We start from the raw sequence: 20,428 nt of genomic DNA, 5'->3' as shown, positions 1-20,428 counted from the left end.
GGTTTGCCCTGAAAATTGCCCTCTTCATTTTTGCCCACACCCTCCACCAAGCCGGCCTATAGCCCGCAACTTGGGTTTGCAAGGACTTACTGCCGCGGGCAGGATGCTTCGGCTCCGCTCAGAATGACGTTCTAGCGACTCCCTATCAGCTTCGCTAACAAGAAACGAGAAACTAGCAACCAGAAACTATAGACTCGCCAGCACGCCGCGCTTGCGCAGCTCGAAAAAGCAGCGGGCGCAGGCATCTACGTCCACCAGGGCGTCGTGGGCACCGTCGAAGCCGCGGTCGAACAGCACCGTGTGCAGTTCGGTGAGCGTGGGCCACTTGTAGCTGCCGTAGCGGCCGGGCAGGCGGCAGTAGCTGGTGCTGACCTGCATGGTGCAGAGCTGCGACTTCTTATCCAGGCGCATGGGGCGGCTGGCCCGGTAGAGCTCGGCGCCGATGATTTTGGCGTCGAAGGCGATGTTGTGGGCCACGAGCAGCTCGGCGACGTGCAGGCGCTGCACAAACGCGTCGAGCACCTCGCTTAGCCGCACGCCTTCGCGCAGGGCCCGCTCCTGGGTAACGCCGTGAATCAGGGCCGCATCTTCGGAGATGACAAAGCCTTCGGGGCGAATGATATGGCAGCGCCGCTCCAGCACCTGTCCGTGCTGGTCGTACACGGCCCAGGCCAGCTGCACCAGACGGGGCCAGTTGTCGGTGTCGGTCACCGGCGCTTTCCAGTCGCGGGGCAGGCCGTTGGTTTCGGTGTCGAAGACGAGGTACTGTTCTTGCAGGTTAGGCATAAGATGGAAAAGGACGCACAGCCTGCAAGGTAAGCAGCCAGGCCGCGAATTAAAAGGGCAGCCAGCGCCCCGGGCTGCAGGTGCTAATTTGCACTTCCCGGCTGGTATACCCGTATGGCCTGGCCCCATTCCCAAGCCCCAACTCTTAAGGATGCAAGCACAACTCCGCCTGCCTCCCTCGACCTTTGCCTGGCAAGGAGCAAGCTGGTCGCCTGCCCGCTTGCCTACCCGCTACATCAGCACATCTGCCACATCAGCACATTAACACATGATGAATCCTGCTCCTCTTTCCGGCCTGTATGCGCCCTCCCTGGCGCTGGTTACCGATTTATATCAGCTGACCATGGCCTACGGCTACTGGCAGCAGGGCATGCAGGACCGGGAAGCCGTGTTTCACCTTTATTTCCGGAAGATGCCCTTTAAGGGCGGCTACGCGGTGGCGGCCGGCCTGGCCCTGGCCGTCGACTGGCTCGAAAACCTGCAGTTTACCGATGAAGACCTGGCTTACCTGGGCAGCCTGCAGGGCCGCAAGGGCGAGCCGATGTTCCCGGCTGCCTTTCTGGACTACCTGCGCCAGCTCCGCTTTAGCTGCGATGTAGAAGCCATTGCCGAGGGCAGCGTCGTGTTTGGCAACGAGCCCCTACTGCGGGTGCGCGGCCCCCTGCTGCAGGCCCAGCTGCTGGAAACGGCCCTGCTCACCATCATCAACTTTCAAACGCTGATTGCCACCAAGGCCGCCCGCATCCGGGAAGCAACGGGCCCCACCGACCAGGTTCTGGAGTTTGGGCTGCGCCGCGCCCAGGGCTTCGACGGGGGCCTGGGCGCCAGCCGGGCGGCTTACCTGGGCGGAGCCGACGCCACCAGCAACGTGCTGGCCGGGCAGCGCTACGGCATTCCGGTGCGCGGCACCCACGCCCACAGCTGGGTGCAGGCATTTGGCGACGAGCGGGCGGCCTTTGCGGCCTACGCCCAGGCTTTTCCCGACGACTCCGTGTTTCTGGTCGACACCTACGACACGCTGGAAGGCGTGCGCCTGGCCATCAGCGTGGCGCGCGACATGCGGGCCCGGGGGCACGAGCTGGGCGGCATCCGCCTCGACTCGGGCGACCTGGCCTACCTGAGCCGGGAGGCGCGGGCGGTGCTCGACGAGGCCGGCTTTACCCAAACCCGCATCGTGGCCTCGAACGACCTTGAGGAAAACGTCATTACCAGCCTCAAGCAGCAGGGTGCCCGCATCGATACCTGGGGCGTGGGCACCCAGCTGGTGACGGCCTACGACCAGCCCGCCCTGGGCGGGGTGTACAAGCTGGCCGCCCTGCGCAAGGCCGACGACTCGGGCTGGGACTTCACCATCAAGCTCTCGGAGCAAGCCGCCAAAACCAGCATACCGGGCATCCTGCAGGTGCGCCGCTACCTCAACGAGTACGGCCGGCCCCGCGCCGACATGCTCTACAACACCGCGGCCGACCTGCCCGCCCACACCACCATCGTAGACCCGGCCGACGCCACGCGCCGCCTGCCCATCCGCCCCGAAACCGCCTACCGCGAGCTGCTGCAGCCCGTGTTCAGCCGGGGCCAGCGCGTTGGGCAGCTGCCCACCCTGGCCGAAAGCCGGGCCCACGCCCAGCGCGAGGTCCAGGGCCTGGACCCCAGCATCCGCCGCTTCCTCAACCCCCACATCTACCCCGTGGGCCTAGAAGCCGGCCTCCACGAGTACCGCACCCAGCTGATACTGGAGCGGCGGCCCGTGCGGGGGGCGTAGCCAGACCAGCGAAAAGCAAATAAAAAGCCCCGGCAACTTCACTGCCGGGGCTTTTTGCACACCAAAACAGCTTTTGCTATTCCGTCATCTCCTGGGCGGGCGTGGCGGCTACCTGCTGGGGCGGGCGACGCGCCAGCAGATTCAGCATGGCCGACAGCAGCGTAAAGGAAATAATCAGCACCGTGACGTATTGCCGCGAAGCCACGATTGGAGCCTTGGAAAATATCAGCATCAGGCTCAGGATGAGAATCAGGCCACCCGACAACATCCCCATCAGCTCGGTTCCGTTCCAGTGCAGGGTTCTGAATACGGCGGCCAGAATGAATACTACCAGCGAGGCCACCATCACGTAGCTCAGGGCCGCAGGGGTACCCGCTTCGGCATTGTCGCGCAGGGTAAATGCTGCCGCCGAAATGAGCAGCAAGCCGAAGCCAGCCAGCATCAGAATGTCGGCCCCGGCCCAATGTTGCGCCTTGAAGTAGATGCCAACCATTCCGAGAATGAGAGCGGCTGCGTTGAGTATGGTTTTAACGTTCATAGAGAAAAAAGGTGAGTGAAACGATACCGGCAAAGCTGACCACTTTTCATGGCTTCCGCAATACCTGGAAACAGGTATTTTGGAGTGCCTGCCTTGACACTACATTGCTCATATTTAGTCAAAACCCAACTTTCAGCTTAGGTCAACAAACCGGGCTGCGCCGGGGTCTGGTGTCCATCGGGCGCAGCGGGGCCTGGTGACTTTTCCACCTTTCTCTCTTATGAAAATGTTCTTATTCCTACATTTGGCCGGTGCCGAACCCCGGGGACTTGCAGCACACAGGAAGATAAAGTGCCCATCTGTTTCTGGCAGCTGACAGCCAAAGCCTGGCGCATGACGGCTAACCTGCGCAATGCTCCCTTATCGAATACATCCAGGGCCTTTCCGAAGACCTCGACAAGGACGACTACTGGAAGCTCAGCCCCGCCCACTCGATGCTGACCGATAAACTCCTGCGCAGGCGTCTGCGCATTTACCCACAAACCACTCCCGCCAGCTGCACGCAGCACGCAGGAGCCAGCCGGCGCAATATTACTGGCAGCAGCACCCGCCTTTCCTATTTCCTTACGTGTAGCGCAACTCCCCCGCGGCCACCCGCAGCGTCACGCCTTGCTCCTCGGTGAGACGGCCGGCTACCTGGGCATCGTAGCCGCTGGCCTGCAGGGAAGCCACCACCGCGTCGGCCGAGTCTGGCTCCGTTACGAGCAGCATGCCGGTGCCCATGTTCCAATAGAGGTAGGCCGTTTCGGCGCTGATGTCGCCAATTTCCATCAGGCGCCGCATGGCCGGCAGGGGCTCAAACAGGTTGTCGAGCACCGCCCCCACCCCGTTCTTGAGCACGCGCTGGAAGTTGTCGGCCAGCCCGCCGCCGGTAATGTGGGCCACGCCGTGCAGGGGCAGGCCGGCGTCGAGCAAAGCCGCCACACCGGGCGCGTAGATAAGCGAGGGCGCCAGCATGGCCTCGCCCCAGGTAGAAGGCAATTTATCAGTTGACGCTTGTTTTGTTAACTGTTCACTGCTCACTGCTAACTGAAAAGGTGCCTCGTGCCAGTTGTCGCCAAACACGCGCTGCAGGGTTTTGCGGGCCAGAGAGTAGCCGTTGGAGCGGAAGGAGGGCGAGCGCAGGGCCACCACGGCGTGCCCGGCCCGGGCAGTGTTGCCGCTCAGGGGCTGCGGCAGGCTGGGGTGCAGCACGCCAATGGCCGTGGAGCACCAGTTGAAGTTCATGCGGGCGCCGGGCCAGCCGCCGATGCGGTTGCCAAGCTCGGCAATTTCGCCGCCCGTGATGGCCATACCGGCGAAGTTGGCGGCGTCGTGCAGGCCGCGCATCATCTCGTCCACCACGTCGTAGTCGAGGTGGTTCACGTCGATGATGTTGGACAGGTTGGTGGGCACGAAGCCGGCGGCGATAAGGTCGTCGGCTGTCATGGCAATGAGGTCGTAGCCCAGCGTGTCGTACTTGTTCAGGCGCTCGGCCACCTCAATCTTGGTCCCGATGCCGTCGGAGCTGATGCCCAGGCGCTCGGTGCCGAAGCGGATTTCGTTGGAGAAGCCGCCGTCGAGGTCGCGGGCCGGCTCGCCGGGCTTGCCGGCCCGGTTCGGGAAAGTCTTTTTTGACCAGCTGTAGGCATTGCGGGAAGCGGCGTTACCTTCTGCTATGGAGTAGCCGGCGGGGTGGTTGGTGGTGTTATTCATGCGGTGGGCCCCACCCCCCGGCCCCCTCCCCTGCGGGGGAGGGGGAGCCACGGTGGATTGTTCTGGGGCATTTTGGTTTATTGTATATCAGAACAAAAAGCCCCTCCCCCGGCGGGGAGGGGTTGGGGTTAATGCTCCGTCGGCGCGGGCGCTTTGGCGCTTACCGACTGCCCTTTCTTGTCGCTACGGTGGCTTTCGCGCTCTTCCTGAATGTGGCGCAGGTAGCGGCTCACGTCGCCGGTGGGGTACTTGCCTGAGAAACAGGCGAAGCAGGAGCCGCCGTGGCCTTTCTCCTCGGCAAACAGCTCTTCCAAATCGGCCAGGTCCTGGTAGATAACCTTGTCGGCTTCGATGTAGCGGCAGATTTCGTCCTCGGTGTAGTTGGCCGCAATCAGCTCGGTGCTCATGGCCATGTCGATGCCGTAGATGCAGGGCGAGACGATGGGCGGGGCGCTGGAAATGAAGTAGACCTCGGCCGCACCGGCTTCGCGCAGCAGGCGCACGATGCGGCGCGAGGTGGTGCCGCGCACGATGCTGTCGTCGACGACGGCCACCTTTTTGCCTTCCACGAACTCGCGGATGGGGTTAAGCTTTTTCTTCACCACGTCTTCGCGGCCCTTCTGGGTGCTCACGATAAAGGAGCGGCCCATGTGGTTGTTTTTCACCAGGGCCCGGCGGTAGGGCACGCCAATGGCCTCGGCCAGGCCGGAGGCGGCGAAGTAGCCGCTGCTGGGCACGTCAATTACCATGTCGGGCTGCAGGCCGGCGTTCGAGACTTTGCGGGCCAGCAGCTTGCCCAGGCGCACCCGCTCGCGGGCCACCAGGCGGCCGTGGATGATGGAGTCTTCGCGGGCAAAATAGATTTGCTCGAACACGCAGAAGTTCTTGGGCGGCGCGTAGGTGTTCTTGTAGTGCACCTGGAAGTTGTTGTCGATAAACACCGCTTGCCCGGGGCCTACGTTTTCCACGAACTCAAAGTCGAGGTAGTCAAAGCAGGTGCTTTCCGACACAAAGGCGTACACGGGGCCATTCTCGGTGTCGCGGCGGCCCAGCACCAGCGGTCGGATGGCCAGCGGGTCGTTGAACGCCAGCAGGCCGTGCCCGGCAATCATGGTAATGGTGGCGTAGGCGCCCTTCACCAGCTCCTGGGTGGTTTCCACCGCATCGAAGATGTCGACCACCGAGAGGCGGTCGAGGTCTTTCACGCGCAGCTCCGAGGCGAAGGTGTACATGATAAGCTCCAGGTCGTTGGTGGTTTTGGGCAGCACGTGGTAGTGCTCGTGCAGGCGCTTGGCCACGTCGCGGAAGTTGATGACGTTGCCGTTGTGCACCATGGCCAGCCCGAAGGGGTAGCTGGTGAGAAACGGCTGGGCCAGGTCGGAGTCGTTGGCGCCCTGGGTAGTGTAGCGCACGTGCCCGATGCCGGTGTGGCCGGTCAGCTTTTTCACGTGCTTGGGCTTAAACACGTCGTTCACCAGCCCCTGCCCCTTGTGCAGGTGAAAGGAGTCGTCGAAGGTGGCAATGCCGGCCGCGTCCTGCCCGCGGTGCTGCAGGGCCGTCAGCCCGATTATCATGTCCTGCACTACGTCTTCAGGACCGTGAAAACCTACTATTCCGCACATGTGCTTCGCAATTAAAAATTATGAATTAAAAATTAAAAATTATCCGTCATGAGTTCAAAAGGGCGCTTATCTACAGGCTTAACGTCCATTTTTAATTCATAATTTTTAATTTTTAATTAAGCCCGCCAGGGCGCGAGCGTACAATTGGTGCTCCACGGCCAGGCCGCGGCGCTCTACTTCTTCAAGGGTGCTGGCCCCACGCAAATCCACGGTTTCCTGCAGAATAATGGGGCCAGTATCGAGGCCTTCGTCAACCAGATGAACGGTGATTTTGGTTTCCGGCAGCTGGTTTTCGAAGGCCCACTCGTAGGCGTGCAGGCCCTGGTGCTGCCGGGTGTCGGCCGGGTGGATGTTGAGGATGCGGCCGGCAAAGGGCTGAATGAAGGCCGGCGAGAGTATGCGCATGTAACCGGCCAGCACAATGAAGTCGGGCCGGTACTGCTGCAGCAGAGCGGCCGCTTCGGCGTCGTACTCCCGGCGCTGGCGGCCCTGGCTGGGCAGCGCCGCCGTGGGGCAGCCCAGGGCAGCGGCCAGCTCCAGCCCGGGGGCATCGGGCTTGTTGCTGAATACCACCACTACCTCAGCCAGGCCCTTCAGCACGCCATTCTGCACGGCCTTCACCAAAGCCAGCATGTTGGAGCCCCGGCCGGAGAGCAGGATGGCCAGGCGGGCCTTTTTCACAATGGGTGAATGGGTGGGTGGGTGAATAGGTGAATGCGGTGCGGTCATCAGTCCTGAAAAAATAACGCTTTTCATTCACCCATTCACCGCATTCGCCCATTCACCCATTGGCGAAGGCCGCTGCGCAATGTCGGGCCGGAAGTAGGCATCCTGGAAGCTGACGCGGGCGCAGGCTTCGTAGGCGCGGGATACGGCCAGCTCCAGGTCATGGCCCTGGGCGGTGAGCACCAGCACGCGGCCGCCGTTGGTCACCAGCTGGCCGGCTTCGTCGCGGCGGGTGGCGCCGTGGTAGGCCTGCACGTGGGCCGGCAGGCTGTCAAGGCCGCTGATGGGGAAGCCGGTGGGGAATTTCGCGGCCGGGTAGCCACCCGAGGCCAGCACCACGCCCACGAAATAGCCCGGCTTCTGGCGCACGGTCTGCTGGGCCAGCGTGCCGTTCAGCGTCGCTTCCATCAGCTCCAGCAGGCTGCTGTCGAGCGCCGGCAGCAGCACCTCGGCTTCGGGGTCGCCGAGGCGCACGTTGTACTCCAGCAGCTTGGGGCCACTGGGGGTGAGCATGATGCCGAAGTAGAGAAAGCCGCAGAAGCGGAACTGTTCCTTCTGCAAGCCATGCAGGGTGGGGTCGATGATGTCGCGGCGGATGGCAGCCAGCACGTTGTCGTCGGCAAAAGGCACGGGGCAGTAGGCGCCCATGCCGCCGGTGTTGGGGCCCTGGTCGCCGGCCAGCAGCTGCTTGTGGTCCTGGGAAGGCGCCAGCAGGCGGATGCGGTTGCCGTCCGTGACGCCGATGATGCTGATTTCGGGGCCACTCAATTTTTCTTCCAGCAGAAAGGAAAACCAGCCCGTGTGCTGGGCCTGCAGGTCCGTGAGGGCCAGGTCTACTTCCTCCATGGAGGAGCACACGTACACGCCCTTGCCGGCGGCCAGCCCGTCGTACTTCACCACGACGTGGCCGCCCAGCTCGGCCGCTTTGGCGCGGGCAGCGCTTACGCTGTCGCTGCGAAACTGCCAGGCCAGGGCCGTGGCTACGCCGTGGCGGCGCATAAACTCCTTGCTCCACACCTTGGAGCTTTCCAGCATGGCTGCTGCACGCACTGGGCCAAACACTTTAATGCCGGAGTCGGCGAAGTAGTCGGCCACGCCGGCGGCCAGCGGTGCCTCCGGCCCCACCACGATGAGTCGGGCGCCTACTTGCTCGCAGTAGGCCTGCAGAGCGGGAAAGTCCAGGGGATTTACCTCGGGGTGGCTGTTGGGAATGCCGGCGTTGCCGGGCAGCACATGCACCGTGGCCCCGTCGCGGGTTAGCTTTTCCGCCAGGGCATGTTCGCGGGCACCGGCGCCGAGGAGAATTACTTGCTTGTCGTTCATATGGCTAGCCCCACCCCCGGCCCCTCCCCTTTGGGGGAGGGGAGCCAGACACGTGATGGACTTTGATGTTTGAAATTTTGGAATAGCACGTCAAAGCCCCTCCCCCAGCGGGGAGGGGTTGGGGTGAGGTTACAAGGTGCGAAATTCCGCCTTGGCAGCCCGCAACTTGGCTTTGGTGACGTGAATTTCCTGGCTCAGGCGCTGGCGTAGGCGGGGCAGGTTCAGGGCGCGCAGAGCGGCCTGGGCAGCCTGGTCGGGGCTTACCACGGCGAGGACGGGCGCACCGCTGGGCATCGCCGAGGAACCTGAGTTCAGGTCCGGCCCGGCCCCGGCTTCCCAGGGCGGGCAGCTGATGACGGGCAGACTGACGGTGGCAGCCAGAGCGGCGGCCAGACCGTTGGCAAGGCCATTTACGGCGATGATGACGCCGGGCTCGATGCTGCTGTTCCATTCCTCGGCCTGGTTGGTGATTTCCTCCTCGCTCTGCTGGGCCACGCACAGCTCGGTAAACACGCCGTAGCCTTGCAGCTGCCGGCAGATGTCGAGCCCCTGCTCTTTGTCGGCTGCCGAGCCTGGCACGATGCTCACCCAGGCGTCCTGCATCAGGCCGGCCCGCACGAGGTTGGCCAGCAGGCGGGCCCGGGCGTCGTGGCGGCCGGTGCCGGGGGCGTCGGGGCCATCGGCTTCGGCCGTGGGCAGGGGCTGGCCGGTGATGCGCTGGTAGATGTCGAGGTAGCGGCGGCTGGCTTCCCGGGCTACCTCGGGCGTCAGGGCGCGGGGGTACTGCCCGTCTTGCTTATTGGCAATCAGCCACTGGCGCACGTACTCCTTGTCCATCTGCTCCACGCCTTCGGGGTTGCGGGCGTAGTCGTCGGCGCTCCAGAAGCGCGAGGAGTCGGGCGTATGGATTTCATCAATCAGAATCAGCTCGCCGTTCAGCAGGCCAAACTCATACTTGGTATCGACCAGGATAATGCCTTTTTCCCGGAGCAGCTCAGAGCCCACCTGGAACAGCGCCAGGGCCTTCGCGCGCATCTGCTCGTAGAGCTCCTGGCTTACCCAGCCTTCACTGACCAGGCTTTCGGGGGTGATTTCGCGGTCCGACTCCTCCTTGGTCGTTGGAGTCACGAGGTATTCGGGGAAGGGCTGGTGCTTGCGCAGGCCGTCGGGTAAGGTCACGCCCGAGAAGGTGCGCTGCCCGGCCTGGTAGCCGCGCCACATGGAGCCGGTGAGGTAGTGCCGCACCACCATCTCCACCTTGATGGGCTGGGCTTCGCGCACCAGCATGGCGTTGGCATCCACCAGCTTCAGGACGTGGTTGGGGATGATGCTCTTCGTTTTTTCAAACCAGAAGTCCGCCAACCCGTTCAGCACGGCGCCTTTGTGGGGCACAGCCGTTTCCAGCACCGAGTCGAACGCCGAGAGGCGGTCGGTGACGATGATGAGGCGGTCGCCGGAGGGCGCACGGAGGCTGTCGCGGACTTTGCCACGGTGCAGGAGGGGGAGCTGGGGCGAGGCGAAGTGGGTTAGGGTGTGCATAGGCTTGACCCCTCCCCCGGCCCCTCCCCAAAAGGGAGGGGAGCCTGACGACCTAAGGGAGGGCACTTATGGAAGTTAGTGGATAAGATGTTTACTGTGTTGCTCCTGCAGAGCTTGTTGAATTTCGGCAATCACAGCCTGCGGCTGCTTCAGAATTGTCTCGTTAGCGAAGCGCAGCACCCGAAAGCCGTACTCTTCGAGTAATTGGGTGCGCCCAGCGTCATATTCAGCTTGTTCAGGGTTTTGATGAATTCCACCATCTGCCTCGACAACCAATTTAGCGCCAATACTAACAAAATCAACGATATAACTAGCAATAGCGTGCTGGCGGCGAAACTGCACGCCCAGCTGCTCCCGGCGTAGCCGTAACCATAACGCCTCCTCTGCTTCAGTCGGAGCCTTGCGGTTTTCCCGCGCCCAGCCTTTCAGTTTTTTCCACTGTTGCTTTGAGGTAGTAAATACATGGTCCTGAGCCGTCTGGTATTGGCCTTTATCTTCCTCTACATCATTAGAACTCAACCGCTCTTTGCCATCGACAGCCGAATATAACAGGCTCCCCTCCCCCGCAGGGGAGGGGGCCGGGGGGTGGGGCTGAATGTGCTCCACAATATTCCGGAAAATGGCCAGCCCCTCTCCTTCTTCCCCCAGCTCCGGGTTCTGCCGCTTGCGCCGCGCCCAGTCGGGGTGGTTGTAAGCCGAGAGGAAGGCTTCCGGGTGGGGCATGAGGCCGAACACCTGCCCGCTGGGGTCGCAGAGGCCGGCGCAGTTGAGGTCGGCGCCGTTGGGGTTGAAGGGGTAGGTGCTGGTGCCGTCGCCGTTGGCGTCGATGTAGGAAAGGCAGTTGAGGCCGGCGGCTTCGATGGCCTGGCGGGTGGCGTCGTCGGGCACCACCAGGCGGCCTTCGCCGTGGCGCACGGGCACCTCCAGCGTGTCGATGCCTTTGAGGAAGGGTGTGGTGGCGCGGGGGTTCACGCGCAGCTTCACCCACCGGTCTTCGTAGCGACCGGAGGCGTTGTGGGTGAGGGTTACTTCCGGCGTGACGCTGCCCCCCAGGTTGGGCAGCAGGCCCAGCTTCACCAGCACCTGAAAGCCGTTGCAGATGCCCAGCACGAACTTGCCGTCGGCGATAAACTGCCGGATGTCATCGAGCAGGGTGCGGCCGCCGGCGCTGGTCTGGCGGTAGCGCAGCTTGTTGGCCAGCACCACGCCCGAGCCCAGGTCGTCGCCGAAGCTAAAGCCGCCGGGGAAGTTGAGGATGTCGAAGTCGTGGATGCTCACCTGCCCGTGCAGCACCTGGTTGAGGTGCACAATGGTGGGCTCGGCCCCGGCCAGGCGGTAGGCGGCGGCGAACTCCTCTTCGCAGTTGATGCCGAAGCCGGTGAGAATTAGCGCTTGTACTTTCATTTCACAAGGTTCATTTAACAGGTACCAATCAGCAGGCAAAACCTGGAATGGCTAACTGCTCATTGCTTTCACGCCCAGCAGCTCGTTTACCGGGCCGTTGGTCCAGCTGTGACGCAGGGCTTCGCTGTCTTCGGCTATTACGTCCTGCCCGGCGTGGCGCACGGTGAGGCGGCCGTCGGCCGTTACGCGGCCGAGGCGGGTGGCGCGGTCTTCCAGAATGCTCTCGAAAGCCACCACGTCTTCCGGGGCCACGGTGGCCAGGAAGCGGGAGTGCGACTCCGAAAACAGCTGCACGTGCAGCGGCAAGCCGGTTTCAGGTAGCTCCACCTCCGCTCCGCAGCGGTAGCCAAAGGTGCACTCGGCCAGGGCCACGGCCAGGCCGCCGTCGCTCAGGTCGTGGCAGGACTGAATCAGGGCCTGGTCGTTGGCCTCCCCTACCAGAGTATACAAGGCTTTTGCTTTATCCAACCGCACCTGGGGCACGTTGGCGCCCAGCTCGCCGAACAGCTGGTAGAACTCGGAGCCGCCCAGCTCGTCGTAGGTTTCGCCGAGCAGGTAAATGACGTCGCCTTCCTGCTTGAAGTCGGAGGTAACGGCGCGGCGCACGTCCTCCATTTTTGCCGTCATGGAGTAAAGCACGGTGGGCGGCACGGAAATCTTCACGCCGTCGGCCTTGAAGTCGTTTTTCATGCTGTCCTTGCCGCTGGTGAGCGGGATGCAGTAGGCGGCGGTGATGTCGCGCAGGGCCTGGCACATGCGCACCAGCTTGGCCAGCTTGAGCTTGCCGTCGGGGTTGGTCACGGGGTCGTACACCGAGTCGGGCACGCAGAAGTTGTCGTTTACCGACCAGAAGTTGCCGTCGCCGGGGCTGAGGTTGGGCAGCTTCGCTCCCACCGCAATAAGCTGGCGCACGGCCTCATCAAACGCGCCGGCCGACATATGGTAAGCATCCAGGTCGCCGAAGCGGGGCAGAATGCCGTTGCTCACGGCCACCCCTTCCCAGGAGTTGAAGTTGAAGCGCACCACGGCGGCATCCTGCGGGGCCTGCCCGGTGGCGCCCATCAGCGGCTTCACAATGGTTTTGCCCTTCACCTCGTGGTCGTACTGCCGGATTACTGACTCGCGGGAGCAGATGTTGAGCGAACCCAGAAGCTGGTGGAGGATGGCCCCACCCCCCAGCCCCCTCCCCTGCAGGGAGGGGGAGCTAGCTCCAGAACTACTTACGTCAGGCTCCCCCTCCCCCGCAGGGGAGGGGGTTGGGGGGTGGGGCTCGGAAAGCTCCGGCCGCTGCCACTCCGCCTCCAGTACCTTCCTGGGCACGCCCTCGTGCAGAAACTCCATGCTTAGCCGCGCTACGGGGGCGGCTTCGAAGCGCACATCCAGGAAGCCATCCGCCGTGAAGTAGCCGATGTCGGTCAGCTCCACTTCCATCTCCTGGCCCAGGGTTAGCAGCTCGGGCATCTTTTCGGGCTCTACCACCAGCGTAAACCGCTCCTGCGACTCGCTGACGAAGATTTCCCAGGGGCGCAGGCCAGGGTACTTCAGGGGCACTTTTTCCAGCTCCACCACGGCGCCGCCGCTGATGCCGGCCAGCTCGCCCACCGACGAGGAAAGGCCGCCGGCGCCGTTGTCGGTGCTGCACTTGAGCAGGCCGCGGCGGGCGGCCAGCAGCAGGAAGTCCATGGCCAGCTTCTGGGTGATGGGCGAGCCAATCTGCACGGCCGTGGCGGGCGCGGCCTCGTCGAGCTCGATGCTGGAGAAGGTGGCGCCGTGAATGCCGTCTTTGCCCACGCGGCCGCCGGCCATCACAATCCGGTCGCCGGCAGCTATGTTCTTTTCCCAGGAGTCTTTGCCGGCAAACTGCATGGGCATCACGGCGCCGGTGCCGCAGTACACCAGGGGCTTGCCGCGGTACCGGTCGTCAAACACGATGGCGCCGTTCACGGTGGGCACGCCCGACTTGTTGCCGCCGTCCTCAATGCCCTTGCGCACGCCCTCGAAGATGCGGCGCGGGTGCAGCTGCCCGGTCAGCAGGGGACCGTCGTAGTCGGGGTTGCCGAAGCACAGCACGTTGGTGTTGAACAGCAGGCGGGCGCCGCCGATACCGGTAGCCAGCGGGTCGCGGTTGTTGCCCAGAATGCCGGTGATGGCCCCGCCGTAGGGGTCGATGGCCGAGGGCGAGTTGTGGGTTTCCACCTTCCACACAAACAGCGACTCGTCGTTGATGCGCACCGCACCGGCATTGTCGCTGAACACCTTCACCAGCCAGTCGTTGCCGTTGGCCCGCAGCTGCCGGTCTACTTCGGCGGTGGCGTTCTTGATGTAGGTTTTGAAAAGGGAGTCAATTTCTTCCTCCTCTCCCGTTTCCAGGTTTTTGTACTTGATAAGAGCTGAAAACTCCTTGTGCTTGCAATGCTCCGACCAGGTCTGGGCCAGGATTTCCAGCTCGCAGTCGGTGGGGTCGAGGGGCAGGCCGGCAGCCTGGCGCCGGGCCTGGGTATCGGCACTGGCGTAGTAAGCCCGGATGGCGCGCATCTCCTCCAGGTTGAGGGCGTAAACGTTGGCCTTGGACAGCTGAATCAGCTCCTCGTCGCTGAGGCCAGTGAGGGAAATAACTTCGGTAATGGCTTCGGCGCCGCCGCCGGGGCGGGGCGTGAAGTCACGGATGCCCTCGGCTACCCGCCCTACCTCGAAGCGGTTAATCATCTTGTTGCCCAGCAGCTCCTCGGCAATGCGGCGCAGGTCGGCGGTGGGCAGCTCCTGTTCCAGCAGGTAGAGGCGCTTGCTAAAGATGTGCTGGGTATGCGTATCGAGCGGCAGGTTGAGGAAGTCGGCCAGGGCGCTTTGAGCCGAGGACCCTTCGTCGTCGGTCACCCCCGGCCCTTTGGCTACCAGGATGTAGCTGGCGTAGCCGGGCGCGCCGCTGGGCTCGCCCAGCTGCACGTCGGCCAGCACCGGGTCGGCCAGGCAGTGGGTGGCGAAGGCGCGAAGCTGGTCCTGGCTGAGGGGGTAGCGCACCGTGTACAGGGCCGCGCTGCGCACCTTGCCGGTGTGCAGGCCCAGGTGGCGGGCGGCGGCTTCGGCTACGCGCTGGCCATCGCCGTCGTGCTGGCCGGGTTTGAGGGTGAGCTGGAGGGTGGTTTGCGTCATTAGTGCTCGGTGCTCAGTGCTTAGTGCTCAGTGTTTTTTTGGTTGAGGCCAATCAGGGCTTGGCGCCCGGTACTTAGTGCTCTTTAGCTGATGCTAATGCATTTGTATGGAAACTACCAGCGCGGAACTGGTTTTTTTCACTACCGAGCACTAAGCACCGGGCACTGAGCACCTCAATTAAAAGGCTTTCTCGGGCCGGCTGCCGGGCTTCACTACCGGCACACCGGCGGCGCAGAGCGGGCAGCTTTCGGGGGCGTAGGTAGCGGCCTGCACCGACAATAGGGCGAAGTGAGGAAAGTCGAGTCCGGCGGTACCGGCGGTGCGGTCGATAAGCGAAGCCACGGCCAGCACATCCACGCCCAGGCCGCGCAGCACGCGGGCCACTTCCAGGGTGCTTTTGCCGGTCGTCACCACGTCTTCGGCGATGATGACCCGCTCGCCCGGCTCCAGGGTGAAGCCGCGGCGCAGCGTCATCTGGCCCTGGTCGTCGCGCTCCGTGAACAAGGACGGCAGACCCAGCTGCCGGGCCAGCTCATAGCTTACCACCACGCCGCCCATGGCCGGGCCCACTACCACGTCGGGCTGCAGGCCGGCCTCGCGAATCTGCCGGGCCAGCTCGGCCATGGCGGGCGCGGCCAGCTCGGGCCGGCGCAGGAAGCGGGCGCACTGCACGTAGGTATCCGAGTGCAGCCCCGACGACAAGCGGAAGTGCCCCTGCAGCAAGGCGTCTTCCTGGCGCAGCTGGGCTTGCAGCGTCCCGGTGTCGAAAGTGGTGAAAGAAGGAAGCTCGGTGGTATTGGTCATGGCTTGTTTTAATTAAAAATTATGAATTATAAACTAAAAATCAACCCGTTGCACAGGCCTGAAAGTCAATTTCTAATTCCTCATCTTTAATTTTTAATTCAAAATCACAGCGGGTCGCAACTGGTTAATCTGCTCCATCAGCTCCCGGGCGGCTGCTCCCGCATCTGCCGCCTGCCAGATGCTGCGCGAGGCATTAATCAGCACGCCGCTGCCATCGGCGCGCAGGCCGGCCTGCAGCGTGGCGGCCAAATCGCCGCCCTGGGCACCGATGCCGGGCACCAGAAACCACTGCGCGGGGCAGGCAGCCCGCACCTGCGCCAGGGCCGCCGGGTTGGTGGCACCCACTACCAGGGCTATGGTCGACTCCGTAAGTTCCTCGTCGAGCGCCCTGGCCACGCGGGCAGCCAGGGCGCTGATAGTCCCGCCCGACGCTAGCTCAACGTCCTGCAGGTTATGGAAAGGGTGGTTGGAAGTTTTGGCCAGGGCAAACACCAGCTTGCCCGGCCGGGCAAAAGGCCGGATGGCGTCGTCGCCCATGTAGGGGTTCACCGTCACGGCATCGGCCCCGATTACGTCGTAGACAAATCGGGCGTAGTGTTCGGCCGTGTTGGCGATGTCCCCAAATTTGCCATCCAGAATCACGGGGATGTCGCGGGGAATGCTGCGCACGGTTTGCTGAAGCAGGGCAACGCCGTTTTCACGGCTTAGAAAGAAAGCCAGGTTGGGCTTGAAGGCCGCCGCGTAGGGGGCGGTTTCGGCAATTACCGCCTGCAGGCGCTGCTCCACGGCTGCCTCGTCGGCGCCGGTGGGGTCGAGGCCGACGCAGAGCAGGGAGTTGCTGGCTTGAACGCGGGTGCTGAGCTTTTGCATAAAAAAGAGAGCGCCAAGCCGTAGCCTGGCGCGTAATGTTAGGGGTTGCGGGGGGGCGTCACGTTCAGGGTCAGGGCTACTTCCCGGGCCAGGCGGGGCGTAAGGCCGGGGTTCAGCCATTCGCCGCTGGCTACCTGCACGGCCTGGGCGCCTACGCGCAGGTAGTCGTGCACGTGCCGCAGGGTGAAAATGCCGCCCGTGCCGAAGATGGGCAAGTGGATTTTCTCGTCATGCGCCAGCTCCCACACGCAGCGCAGGGCCAGGGGCCGCAGGGCTTCGCCGGAGAGGCCGCCCACCAGGGGCGCCGCGTTCGGGTCGGCGGGCAGGTGCAGCACTTTTAAGGTGTTGGTGGCGGCCAGAGCGGTGGCACCGCCCTCCTGCGCAGCCAGGGCCAGGCCGCGGATGTGGTCGGGCCAGGGCGGCAGCTTTACCACCACGGGCGCGTCGTCGCGCAGCTCGGTGCGCACGGCTTCGGTGGCTTCGCGCACAAAGCGCGGGGTGATGTCGGCCCCGGTGCCGCGCGCCGGGGTGGTGATGTACACTTCCAGCCCGGCCAGCTGGCTGCCGGCCTCGCGCTGCAGGTAGCGGGCAATCTTGCGGAAGCCCGGAATGCCCGGCGCGGTAATGCTCACAAACACGGGCACGCCGAAGCGGCGCAGGTGGGGCAGGTGCTCGTGCACCAGCAGCTCGGCCCCTTCAATGTGCAGGTCGGTGCGGTTGAGCAGGGTCTGGTCGGCTACCTGCAGCACGCCTTCGTCGCCGGGCAGGCCCGGGCGGGGCTCCATGGTCACCGTCTTGGTGAAGATGGCGCCAAGCTGCTCGTAGCCGTCGCCGGCCAGCTTCCAGGGGGCAGCGGCCAGGCAAACGGGATTTTCGAGGGTGAGGGAGCCGAGTTGCATGTGGGGAGTTTCTTGTTGCTGGTTTCTTGTTCCTGGTTGGGCGGCAGCCCGGTGGAAAGCAAGCTGCTGGTCGCTGGGCTTCAACTAAAAATTAACCATCAGCAGCCAGAGACAAGTAACCAGAAGCTCGATTAGATGACGTTTTCGCGGTTAAACAGGAAGGCAGCCGCCGAACTTGACGGACATAAAAAAACCGTTTCGTATCACGAAACGGCGGCGGGGCAACAACCAGGAACAACAGACGACAAATCGGCGCAACCGACAAGAGCCAGGACTTTCCGGTCTTGCTGCGGAGCCCCGTGGTGGAGGCTTCCGCACTTCATCAACTGTTGTTTGGGTTGAAGCACAGCGCAAAATTAACTGATGTTTTTTTGGGCCAAAATTCAGGTAGCATTAAGTTTATGTTGTGTACTTTTTTTAATAAAATTCGGCATTCCTTTTTCGCTGATTCCAAGGAGATAGCCGGCATTCACCCTCGTATTTACCTGAAAATCTTTTTTTAAGAAATTCCACCTGCTTGCGCCGCAGCTTAACCGGCCCGTAACTTTGGCTCTTTACTCCCCGGAAGACCGGCTTAAACCGCTATCCGGCTGGCAGCCAAAAAGAAGCCCGCGGCACCTCGTGCCACGGGCTTCTTTGCGTATCAGCGCGGCACTTCGACCTTATTGCGTGGGCCCACTGTCGACCCGCGCCTCGATGGTGCTTTGCACGGTGCTGTTCACGGCCGAGAGCAGGTTGTAGCCCGTGGCCGTTTCAATGGCGTCGACAGTAGTGCGGTAGCTGCCCCAGCTCGTGCTGATAGAAGTAGAGTTAGGCATATCCACGGCAATAACGCGGGTGCTCGTGGTCACGCGGCCAGCGTCGCCGCTGCCTTCCGGTAGCACCACCACTACTTTCCAGGTGCGGGCTGGCACAGTCACACGGCCGGCATCAATGGTGGTCATGTAGCCGTTTAATCCTGTGCCGCCCCGGCCGTAGCTGCCGCAGATGATGTACAGCTCATTACCTTGGTTCACCAGGGTGCGGCAGTAGTTTTCGAGGCCGGCCCAGGTTTGCTGGTTATTGGTAGAGGCCTGGGGCATCATGTTGGTCATTTTAAACGTGGCCGAGTTGTCTTCTACTGAGCCGGTGCGGTCGGCAGAGGGGCAGTTATGCCCGCGGTCGAAGCCGGAGCCCGTGTAGCTGCTGCTCGACACGCGGTACCAGCCCGAAGGCAGGGTAGCGTCGGTCGAGAAGTTGTCCTGGCGTGGGGTGCTGCCAAGCCATGCGCTGCTCAGGTGCCAGCTTACCCAGTTGGGCGTGCCCCGGTCGCGGTGGTACGACAGGGAATACTGAGCCTTGTTCATCAGGTAGTTCCAGTAGTAGTACGGGTCGGCCACCGCACCGCTGGGGTTGCCCATGGCCAGGTTACCGTCGCGGGTAGCATCTTGGTTTATTACAGCCGCTGTGGGGGTGGCGGGCACGTTCTGCTCATCCTTGGAGCAGGATACAGCCAAAGCCATGAGCAGCACCAGGCTGGATAGTCGGGTAAATGTAAACTTCATAAGAAAATGGGGGAGGGTTTGGGAATGTGTAAATCTGAAGCAAAATTCCTACTCAGGTTTTGCCAAACTGATACCGCCCTGTTACGAAACTGTTAAGCAAGGGTTTTCTCAGACTCATGCCCAAATCTTATACCCCGGCAGCACGGGAGAAGGTATGATTTTTGACGAATAACATTATTAAAATCAGATGTTTGTAAAATTAATTAAAAAGTTCATTATCTCCGGCAACCTTTCTCCTGTTCGCCTGGTCTGCCCCATTGAAAAGCCCCTGGTCTGCTATTCTGCCGGACAGTAAAGAGGCGCCTCACTCTCATTTTTCTCCTATTTCACCTTATGACTTACTCTCTACGCCTGTTTAGTTTTCTGCTGCTAGTACTAAGCCTGGGCCTGGCCCGGCCGGCCCAGGCCAGCCACGCCCAGGGGGGCGACCTCACCTATGCTCCACTAGGAAACAACCTTTACCGCGTTACCTGCCGCTTCTACCGCGACTGCTCGGGCATTGCAGCGCCCACCTCCATCAACCTGACCATGCGCAACGGCGCCTGCAATACCCAGGGCAGCCAGGTTACGCTTGCCCGGCAGGGCAACCCCATTTACGGTAGTCAGTACTGCGCCACTATTTCCGGGGTATGCACCATGAACGGGCCCGACAACTACGAGGCCAATACCTATGTAGGCGACGTAACGCTTCCCCCGGGGCTGTGGACGCTAAGCGCGGAGGAAACCGCCCGGCCCACGCTGGCCAACCTGAACAACGGCCAGAGCGGCACCCTGCGCCTGGAAGCCACCCTCGACAACCGCAGCGGCCTGCAGAACACCTCCCCGGTATTCAGCACCATCCCGGCTTTCTTCGTGCCCGTAGGGCAGAATTCCATTGTAAGCCACAATGCTTTTGATGCCGACGGCGACTCCCTGGTGTATTCGCTGGAGCGGCCGCTTAACGCCTGCGGCATATTCGAAACCTACTCGGCCTATCCAGTGGCGTGCAGCAGTACCGTTCTTTCCTCGGTGCCCCCTTGCGTGCTGAGCTGCCAGTCGCCCGCCACGTATTCGGCTACTCTGCCCATTGCCGTCACCAACGACACCATCGGCTCCTGCCCCAACAAGACCGTAGCCCCTAACTTTTACTTTGACTTCACCAACGGCTCCCTGAGCCTGACGCCGGCCATCTTCAACGCCACGGCGCCGTCAACCCAGGGCCTGAACAAGTACGTGGCCGTAGTGAAGGTAAGCGAGTACCGCCGTGTTGGAGGGGCCCTCGCCCTGATTGGCAGCGTGCGCCGCGAGCTCATCTTCACGGTATACGACTGCGGCACCAACGTCAACCCCAACATCGCCCCCACCGGCACCATTCAGGTTGGCACCACGTCGCGCACCGTAAACCTGAACCAGATTATCCCGGTGCAGTCGGGCGAGCCGCTGGTGCTGACGCTGGCTGCCACCGATGCCAACGCGGGTCAGAACCTGACGTACAGCATCGGTTACAATGCCCTGCCGGGCGTGCAGCTGATGCAGCTGATGCAGCTGCCGGCTCGTCAGGCCCGCCTCACGTTCACGCCGCCGTTGTCGCTGCGCGACGGCCTGTACCGGGTGGCCGTAACCGTAGAAGACGACGCCTGCCCCATCAAGGGCAGTGAAACGCGCACCCTGACCTTCCGCGTGTTTGGCTCGCCGCTGGCTGGTCGCAGCGCCCGCCCGGTGGAGCTGACGGCCGCGCCCAACCCCTTCCGCGAGCAGGTGCAGTTCCAGCTGCCCACGGCCGGCGT

General features: G+C 62.8%; 15 protein-coding genes. 2 read left to right on the top strand and 13 right to left on the bottom strand.

Annotated elements, in window-relative coordinates; translation table 11 throughout:
* Nucleotides 1–186: 186 nt before the first annotated feature.
* The gene (locus ABD919_RS14415) at nt 187–786 is read right to left on the bottom strand and encodes a 3'-5' exonuclease (protein WP_345236723.1); all 600 of its coding nucleotides are present in this window, start codon (nt 784–786) and stop codon (nt 187–189) included.
* A gap of 271 nt (nt 787–1,057) precedes the next feature.
* Between ABD919_RS14415 and ABD919_RS14410 the strand changes: the two genes are divergently transcribed.
* Nucleotides 1,058–2,548: a nicotinate phosphoribosyltransferase gene (locus tag ABD919_RS14410; RefSeq protein WP_345236722.1), complete on the top strand. Its 1,491-nt coding sequence runs from the start codon at nt 1,058–1,060 to the stop codon at nt 2,546–2,548.
* A 76-nt stretch (nt 2,549–2,624) separates the two neighbouring features.
* Here the strand turns inward: ABD919_RS14410 and ABD919_RS14405 are convergent, their stop codons facing one another.
* From ABD919_RS14405 to ABD919_RS14350, 12 genes are all read right to left on the bottom strand, one after another.
* Nucleotides 2,625–3,086 (bottom strand): hypothetical protein, encoded by a 462-nt coding sequence (locus ABD919_RS14405; protein WP_345236720.1) that lies wholly within the window; start codon nt 3,084–3,086, stop codon nt 2,625–2,627.
* A 564-nt stretch (nt 3,087–3,650) separates the two neighbouring features.
* On the bottom strand, nt 3,651–4,781 hold the full coding sequence (locus ABD919_RS14400) for an AIR synthase-related protein (protein ID WP_345236719.1): 1,131 nt from the start codon (nt 4,779–4,781) through the stop codon (nt 3,651–3,653).
* A 128-nt stretch (nt 4,782–4,909) separates the two neighbouring features.
* Nucleotides 4,910–6,403 carry an amidophosphoribosyltransferase gene (gene purF / locus ABD919_RS14395; RefSeq protein WP_345236718.1) on the bottom strand — a complete coding sequence of 498 codons (1,494 nt, stop codon included), beginning with the start codon at nt 6,401–6,403 and terminating at the stop codon, nt 4,910–4,912.
* A gap of 105 nt (nt 6,404–6,508) precedes the next feature.
* Complete coding sequence (gene purN, locus ABD919_RS14390) at nt 6,509–7,084, bottom strand: phosphoribosylglycinamide formyltransferase (RefSeq protein ID WP_345236717.1); 576 nt, start codon at nt 7,082–7,084, stop codon at nt 6,509–6,511.
* Nucleotides 7,085–7,159: 75 nt separating this feature from the next.
* Nucleotides 7,160–8,452, bottom strand: coding sequence for a phosphoribosylamine--glycine ligase (gene purD, locus ABD919_RS14385; protein WP_345236716.1), 1,293 nt, complete (start codon nt 8,450–8,452; stop codon nt 7,160–7,162).
* A 129-nt stretch (nt 8,453–8,581) separates the two neighbouring features.
* The gene (locus ABD919_RS14380; RefSeq protein ID WP_345236715.1) at nt 8,582–9,991 is read right to left on the bottom strand and encodes a phosphoribosylaminoimidazolesuccinocarboxamide synthase; all 1,410 of its coding nucleotides are present in this window, start codon (nt 9,989–9,991) and stop codon (nt 8,582–8,584) included.
* A gap of 75 nt (nt 9,992–10,066) precedes the next feature.
* Nucleotides 10,067–11,395, bottom strand: coding sequence for a phosphoribosylformylglycinamidine synthase subunit PurQ (locus ABD919_RS14375; RefSeq protein WP_345236714.1), 1,329 nt, complete (start codon nt 11,393–11,395; stop codon nt 10,067–10,069).
* 51 nt (nt 11,396–11,446) lie between these two features.
* Nucleotides 11,447–14,545: a phosphoribosylformylglycinamidine synthase subunit PurL gene (locus ABD919_RS14370; protein ID WP_345236713.1), complete on the bottom strand. Its 3,099-nt coding sequence runs from the start codon at nt 14,543–14,545 to the stop codon at nt 11,447–11,449.
* A 177-nt stretch (nt 14,546–14,722) separates the two neighbouring features.
* Nucleotides 14,723–15,349: an orotate phosphoribosyltransferase gene (gene pyrE / locus ABD919_RS14365; RefSeq protein ID WP_345236712.1), complete on the bottom strand. Its 627-nt coding sequence runs from the start codon at nt 15,347–15,349 to the stop codon at nt 14,723–14,725.
* Nucleotides 15,350–15,442: 93 nt separating this feature from the next.
* Nucleotides 15,443–16,219 (bottom strand): orotidine-5'-phosphate decarboxylase, encoded by a 777-nt coding sequence (gene pyrF / locus ABD919_RS14360; RefSeq protein ID WP_345236711.1) that lies wholly within the window; start codon nt 16,217–16,219, stop codon nt 15,443–15,445.
* A gap of 38 nt (nt 16,220–16,257) precedes the next feature.
* Nucleotides 16,258–17,118, bottom strand: a complete 861-nt coding sequence (locus ABD919_RS14355) for a dihydroorotate dehydrogenase (protein WP_345236710.1) — start codon at nt 17,116–17,118, stop codon at nt 16,258–16,260.
* 662 nt (nt 17,119–17,780) lie between these two features.
* A complete protein-coding gene (locus tag ABD919_RS14350; RefSeq protein WP_345236709.1) occupies nt 17,781–18,662 on the bottom strand; it encodes a DNA/RNA non-specific endonuclease in 882 nt (293 codons plus the stop codon).
* Between the two features lie 333 nt (nt 18,663–18,995).
* Here ABD919_RS14350 and ABD919_RS14345 point away from each other — a divergent pair.
* Nucleotides 18,996–20,428: hypothetical protein (locus ABD919_RS14345; RefSeq protein WP_345236708.1), on the top strand; the 1,433-nt coding region annotated here is incomplete at its 3' end.

This window comes from Hymenobacter saemangeumensis (genome assembly GCF_039541835.1).
Taxonomy (GTDB): domain Bacteria; phylum Bacteroidota; class Bacteroidia; order Cytophagales; family Hymenobacteraceae; genus Hymenobacter; species Hymenobacter saemangeumensis.
This window is presented reverse-complemented; position numbering and strand designations above follow the sequence as displayed.

Coding starts and splice junctions, on each gene's coding strand:
- ABD919_RS14415 (WP_345236723.1), bottom strand. CDS start 786: ATGCCTAACCTGCAAGAACAGTACCTCGTCTTCGACACCGAAACCAAC.
- ABD919_RS14410 (WP_345236722.1), top strand. CDS start 1,058: ATGAATCCTGCTCCTCTTTCCGGCCTGTATGCGCCCTCCCTGGCGCTG.
- ABD919_RS14405 (WP_345236720.1), bottom strand. CDS start 3,086: ATGAACGTTAAAACCATACTCAACGCAGCCGCTCTCATTCTCGGAATG.
- ABD919_RS14400 (WP_345236719.1), bottom strand. CDS start 4,781: ATGAATAACACCACCAACCACCCCGCCGGCTACTCCATAGCAGAAGGT.
- purF (WP_345236718.1), bottom strand. CDS start 6,403: ATGTGCGGAATAGTAGGTTTTCACGGTCCTGAAGACGTAGTGCAGGAC.
- purD (WP_345236716.1), bottom strand. CDS start 8,452: ATGAACGACAAGCAAGTAATTCTCCTCGGCGCCGGTGCCCGCGAACAT.
- ABD919_RS14380 (WP_345236715.1), bottom strand. CDS start 9,991: ATGCACACCCTAACCCACTTCGCCTCGCCCCAGCTCCCCCTCCTGCAC.
- ABD919_RS14375 (WP_345236714.1), bottom strand. CDS start 11,395: ATGAAAGTACAAGCGCTAATTCTCACCGGCTTCGGCATCAACTGCGAA.
- ABD919_RS14370 (WP_345236713.1), bottom strand. CDS start 14,545: ATGACGCAAACCACCCTCCAGCTCACCCTCAAACCCGGCCAGCACGAC.
- pyrE (WP_345236712.1), bottom strand. CDS start 15,349: ATGACCAATACCACCGAGCTTCCTTCTTTCACCACTTTCGACACCGGG.
- pyrF (WP_345236711.1), bottom strand. CDS start 16,219: ATGCAAAAGCTCAGCACCCGCGTTCAAGCCAGCAACTCCCTGCTCTGC.
- ABD919_RS14355 (WP_345236710.1), bottom strand. CDS start 17,118: ATGCAACTCGGCTCCCTCACCCTCGAAAATCCCGTTTGCCTGGCCGCT.
- ABD919_RS14350 (WP_345236709.1), bottom strand. CDS start 18,662: ATGAAGTTTACATTTACCCGACTATCCAGCCTGGTGCTGCTCATGGCT.